5 protein-coding genes are annotated in these 5,658 nt (G+C 71.4%); 2 read left to right on the plus strand and 3 right to left on the minus strand.

The window, feature by feature from the left end:
• On the plus strand, window positions 1–1,282 hold a 1,282-nt coding region (locus ACKOQ4_RS14955; RefSeq protein ID WP_526293198.1), incomplete at its 5' end, for a WD40 repeat domain-containing protein.
• A gap of 15 nt (window positions 1,283–1,297) precedes the next feature.
• On the opposite strand, the gene ACKOQ4_RS14960 is transcribed toward ACKOQ4_RS14955, so the two are convergent.
• Window positions 1,298–3,475: a glycoside hydrolase family 3 protein gene (locus tag ACKOQ4_RS14960; RefSeq protein ID WP_526293200.1), complete on the minus strand. Its 2,178-nt coding sequence runs from the start codon at window positions 3,473–3,475 to the stop codon at window positions 1,298–1,300.
• 45 nt (window positions 3,476–3,520) lie between these two features.
• Window positions 3,521–4,516: a PE-PPE domain-containing protein gene (locus ACKOQ4_RS14965; protein WP_526293202.1), complete on the minus strand. Its 996-nt coding sequence runs from the start codon at window positions 4,514–4,516 to the stop codon at window positions 3,521–3,523.
• 52 nt (window positions 4,517–4,568) lie between these two features.
• On the opposite strand from ACKOQ4_RS14965, the gene ACKOQ4_RS14970 reads away from it, so the two are divergent.
• Window positions 4,569–5,360: a copper homeostasis protein CutC gene (locus tag ACKOQ4_RS14970; RefSeq protein ID WP_526293204.1), complete on the plus strand. Its 792-nt coding sequence runs from the start codon at window positions 4,569–4,571 to the stop codon at window positions 5,358–5,360.
• A gap of 24 nt (window positions 5,361–5,384) precedes the next feature.
• Here the strand turns inward: ACKOQ4_RS14970 and ACKOQ4_RS14975 are convergent.
• A partial coding sequence (locus ACKOQ4_RS14975; protein WP_526293206.1) for a serine hydrolase occupies window positions 5,385–5,658 on the minus strand: 274 nt, incomplete at its 5' end.

A 5,658-nucleotide genomic window follows, 5' to 3' on the forward strand; every position in this document is an offset into this window, starting at 1 on the left:
CGCCACCGGTGCCGCCGGCGCCGCCGCTGGTGCCGGCCGCGACTCCGCTGCCACCGGTGCCCCCGGCGCCGGCGGTGACGGCGGTGCGGCGACGGTTAACTCGTCCGCCAGCGGCAACGCCTCGGGCGGTGCCGGCGGTGCCGGCGGCAGCGGCACAGCGGCCGGCGGATCCGGGGCCACCGGCGGAGCCGGCGGGGACGCCTACAACGCCCGGTCCGGCGGAACCGCCACCGCGGGCGCCGGGGGCACCGGCGGCAGCGGAGTCGCGACCGGCACCAGCGGCGGCGCCGGCGGCACCGGTGGCGACGCCACCGCCCTGGTCGTCGGCGACGCCACCAAGGGCACCGGCGGCACCGGCGGCAGCGCCGGCACCGGCGGTTCGGCCGGTGCCACCGGTGCCAACGGCACCGCGTCGGCGGTGGCCGCCACCACCACCACCACCGGGTCGGACCTGCGCGGCGTGGCCGTCAGCGCCGACGGGTCGAAGATCTACGTCGCCAGCTCCGGCACCAACTCGGTGTCGGTGCTCGACGGCACCACCAAGTCCGTGATCACCACGATCAGCGTCGGAACCACGCCGTATGCGGTCGCGCTGAGCGCCGACGGCACCAAGGCCTACGTCACCAACTACGGCGCCGGCACCGTCTCGGTGATCGACACCGCCACCGACACCGTCACAGATACCATCACCGTCGGCAGCAACCCGACCGACGTGGCGTTCAGCCCCACCGCGGCCAAGGCCTACGTCACCAACTCGGGCAGCGGAACGGTGTCGGTGATCAACACCTCCACCGGGGCGGTCACCAGCTCACCGGCCGTCACCGGCGCCCAGTCCGTCGCGTTCACACCCGACGGAGCCAAGGCCTTCGTCGGCAGCAGCGCCGGGACGGTCACGGTCTTCGACACCGCCGGCAACACAATCGTCTCCACCATCACCACGGGCGGAAACATCACCGCCGTCGCTGTCACACCGGACGGCACGTCGGTCTACGTCGTCGACTCCAGCGGCGATGTGCTCGTCTACAGCACAAGCAATTACGCGCCGACGGCCACCGTCAACATCGGCGGCGTGCCGGACGTGATCGTGGCCAGCCCCGACGGCGCGGTCGTCTACGTCGGAAGCTCCAACGGCGGCAGCTCGATCCAGGTGATCAGCACCACCACCAACACCGTCATCGGCACCATCGCCTACAGCACCGTCAACGGCATCGGGATCAGCCCGTCCGGCACCACCCTGTACGTGCCGCTGTTCGCGGGCAGCGTTGTCGCACTGCCGGTGTGACCGCGGCGGTGCCCGCTAAAGCCCTGTCGCCAGCGTCGCCTCAAGCGCATCCGGATCACCCGCGTACGAGGCGGCGCACACGGTGACCTCGGCGGCGGCGAGGGTGAATCCCGCACCGCCCCAACGCTGGACGGGGCGGATCGAGCAGTCGACGTCGACCCGGACGCCTTCCCCCGGCTCGACGTGCGCCGACTGGAAACCGACCAGGTGGTGCACCGGTCGCCCGGTGTCGGCGGCCTGCACGGCATAGACCTGGACGACGTGCCGTCCCGCCCGGACTCCGGTGTTGGTCACGGTGACACGGGCGCGGAAGTGCTCGCCCGCCAACGGTCCCAGGTCGAGATCGGACAGCCGGAACGTGGTGTAGCCCAGACCGAATCCGAGCGGATAGGCGGCGGCCACGCCGTCGCGGTCGAGCTTGCGCTGGCCCCACCAGCGTCCGTAGGTGACGGTGTCGGCGTCCCAGTCGACCTGGGGGAGGTCGGCCTGCCGGCGCGGGATCGCCACCGGTAGCCGTCCGGCCGGTTCGGCATCGCCGAGCAGGATGTCGGAGATCGCGCGGCCGCCCTCCATCCCGGGATACCAGGCCAGCAGCACCGCGGCGACGCCGGCGTCCCACGGCTCGACAACGATGGTGCCGCCGCCGATCACCACCACCACGGTCCGCGGATTGGCCGCGGACACCGCCGCGATCAGAGCGATGTCGGCGCTGCGCAGCCGAAGATCCCGGCGGTCACCGCCGAACTTCTTCATCCTGGCCACCCGGGTTGCGATCCGGACCATGACCGCGGCGACCGGCCGGAATCGCGCGATGCCGCCGAGCAGCCGGGTCGTGGCGGTGTCGACGCCGATCATCGACTCGCCCTCGTCCACCGAGGACAAGCCCACCACGACCACTGCGGCGTCGGCACCACGGGCGGCCTCGGCCGCAGCCGCCGGATCGGCGCTCCCCAGATGAATCAGCCTGTCGCCCAGACGTTCCCGCAGTCCGTCGAGGATCGTGACCGACGACGGCGGGCTGACCATCGACGAGCCCACGTCGCCCTGGTTGGGCTGATCGGCCAGCGGCCCGGCCAGCGCGACCCGCGACAGCGACTCCGGTGACCACGGCAGTTCACCCCGCCCGTCCCGTTCCCGGTTTCGCAGCAGCACCACCGACCGGCGGGCCACCTCGCGGGCCAGTTCCCGGTGCCCGGCCGAGGCGACGACACTGGCCGGCGGCATCGGCCGGGCGCGCAGCGCGAGCCGGATCTGAGCCGAGAGTTGCCGTCGCGCAGCGCGTTCGACGTCCTCCCGCTTGAGTTCGCCGTTCGCCAGGGCCGCCCGCAGGGTGGCCGCCCGCTGCTGCCGGAAGGGCATCTCGAGGTCCTGGCCGGCGGCCACCGACCCGACCGGATCGCGCAGCCCCCAGATGAAATCGGTCATCACGAATCCGGTGAAACCCCAGTCGTCGCGCAGGATCTCGGTCAGCAGGTGGCGATTCTGGCCCGCCCAGGTGCCGTTCACCGAGTTGTAGGCGCTCATCACGCTGTCCGCGCCGGCTTCGACGGCGGCACGGAAGTGCGGCAGGTACACCTCGCGGAGCACATCCTCGGCGACCTGAACGTCGACCCGGAACCGCGCTTCCTCCATGGAGTTCAGCGCGAGGTGCTTGACGCACGACAGCACCCACGGGTTGGCTCCCTCTACGGCGGCGGACCCCATCGCGCCGAGCAGCAACGGGTCTTCGCCGTAGGACTCCTGAGCGCGTCCCCAGCCGGGGGCGTAGGCCAGGTTGACGCAGATGCCGGCCCAGAGGTTGGCGCCCTGCGCGCGAGCCTCGGAACCGATGGCGCCCGCGACCGTGCGCTCCAGGTCGGGATCCCAGGTCGCGGCCCGGGCGATGGCGACCGGGAACGCCGTGGACGCACCCAGCGCCACCCCGCGCGGGCCGTCGGTGAACCGGAAACCGGGAATGCCCAGCCGCTCGACCCGGCCGGCCTCGAACGGCACCTTGTTGTAGCGCGCGGACATCTCGCGAATGCCGCGCAGGATCGTCAGGTCGCCGTCGAGAAGCCACAGCAACTCCGGATCGGTCAGTCGCCCGACGAGTTCCGCGGCGGCCCCGTCGACGGTCCCCTCACCGCGGCGCACAGTCTCCACCGCCGCGGCGAAGGCCGTGTTCGGCGGGCAAATCGGGTCGTTGGGGGACATCTGCGGCCGGACTCCTTCGGCATGTGCCAGGGCGAGCGGTCAAGTCTATGCAGCCGGGCGCCCGCTGTGCCGGCCGCGCCGGTCGGTGTGCCGGCCCGGCGTCTTCATCCGCGGGGCGGCACGCGCCGCCGCCCCGGCCGGGGTCGTGGCGGTCCGGATCGCGCCGTGGCGCAGATAGGGACGCGGCGATCCGGGCGGGTCGTTACGGGAGTAGCCCGCGTCCACGATCGGCCGCAGCACGCGGTCGACGGCATCGACGACGGGTCCGGCGACACCCGCGATGCGCAGCGGCTCGGTCAGCGGGAGACGTTGTGCGGGAACGAGATAACTCGTCACGGTCGCGCCAGAGGAGTTGACCGATACCGCGACGTTGCGCGGCGGAATGTCCGACGGTGTGAACGACGCCCGGGAGTGCACGAACACCCCGCCCGCGACCGCGTTGGCCAGTGCCAGCGGATTCCACGGCCGGTCGGGGAAGTCACCCCAGAAGTCGTACTCGTTGGTGACCACGACGGTGTCATAGCGGCTCTCGACCGGCGTCGAGGCGACGAGCCCGACGACCGGGACCCGGCCGCCGTCCCGGAACAACGTGTTCACCACACCCCTCATCGGATCGGCGAAGACGATGAAACTCAGCTGGTCGGGAGCCGGTGCGCCGGGGTCGGTCCGCAGCAGCCGCTGCACATCGTCGACGACGAGCGAGCCCTGCGAATGGCCGGCGACGACGGTCGGGGCCGGTGAGCTCTGGATCATCGCGTCGAGGACCCGGGCCCCCGCGGCGACGTGACCGGCGACGCTGCCCCGGCCGAAGATCGAGGCCGGGTAGTCGACGACGACCGGGGTTGCGCCGGGGTAGAAGCCACTGGCGATGTCGACCGACGGGGTGTAGTAGCGGCGGACCACGGGGCTCGGGGGAAGTGAGTCGCCCAGGACGTAGCCGACGCCGGGAACGATCAGCATGGTCTGCGCGGCGCAGACCGGGCCGGCCGCCAGCGCGGCCCCCGAGACCAGGGCGACCGCGGCGAGACCCCGCAGCTTCATGCGGCCCCCATTTCGTGCGACCGTCTCATTGTCGCAGAGACAATTGTCGTAGATGCAGGATCGCCGCGGACCGGGACACGGCGTGCCGGGCGATAATAGTCCGATGGAGTTGGAGGTCATCGGATTCGACCTGGCGTCCTGCCTGACGGCCGGGGAATGCGGGGCCGACCGAATCGAGTTGTGCGCCAATCCCGAAGAGGGCGGCACCACCCCGTCGTTCGGGATGATCGTCGTCGCCCGCGCTAGCACCGCCGTTCAGCTGTTCCCGATCATCCGCCCGCGGGGCGGGGACTTCTGCTACTCGGAGTCCGAATTCCGGTCGATGATCGCCGACATCGAGCAGTGTGGGCAGCTGGGCTGCGACGGTGTGGTGATCGGCATGCTCCGCGACGACGGCCGGGTCGACGTCGACCGGTGCGCGGAGCTGGTCCGTCGCGCAGGCCCCATGCAGGTCACCTTCCACCGGGCTTTCGACCGGGTGCGCGATCCGATGACGGCGTTGGAGGACGTCATCGGTCTGGGCTGCTCGAGGATCCTCACCAGTGGTCTGCACCCCGACGTCGACACCGGCAGGGGCATGCTCAAAACCCTTGTCGGACGGGCGGGTGGCCGAATCACGGTGATGCCGGGTTCCGGCGTCCGGTCCGGCAACATCCTGGAATTGGCCCGCTTCACCGGCGCGACGGCATTCCACAGTTCGGCCCGCACCCGGCGGGCGTCGTCGATGGTGTGGACGAACCCCGCGATGAACGAGACCCTCGATTCGATCAGCATTGACCCCGAGGAGGTTTCGGCGCTCCGGCGGATACTCGACGACTACCGGGCCGAGACCATGCGCGGCTAGCGATGCCGGCATACACCCGCATGCTCAGTTCCCGTACAGGTGCAGGGCGCGGGCGGCCTCGGTGGCGATCTCGCCACTGAGCTTGGCGACGGGCGGGCCGCCGCGTTGGTGGATCACGTTCGCCAGCACCACCACGTAGGTCTCCGACGCCGGGTCTATCCACACCGTCACGCCGGTGAACCCGGTGTGACCGAAGCTGCCCACCGGGAAGATCAGGCCGCGCGGCGTGGAGTGCGGTGTGTCGATGTCCCAGCCGAAGCCGCGCAGGTTCTGCCCGGCCACGGCCGGATAGCGCGGG

Source organism: Mycobacterium sp. (assembly GCF_046095365.1).
Lineage (GTDB): Bacteria > Actinomycetota > Actinomycetes > Mycobacteriales > Mycobacteriaceae > Mycobacterium.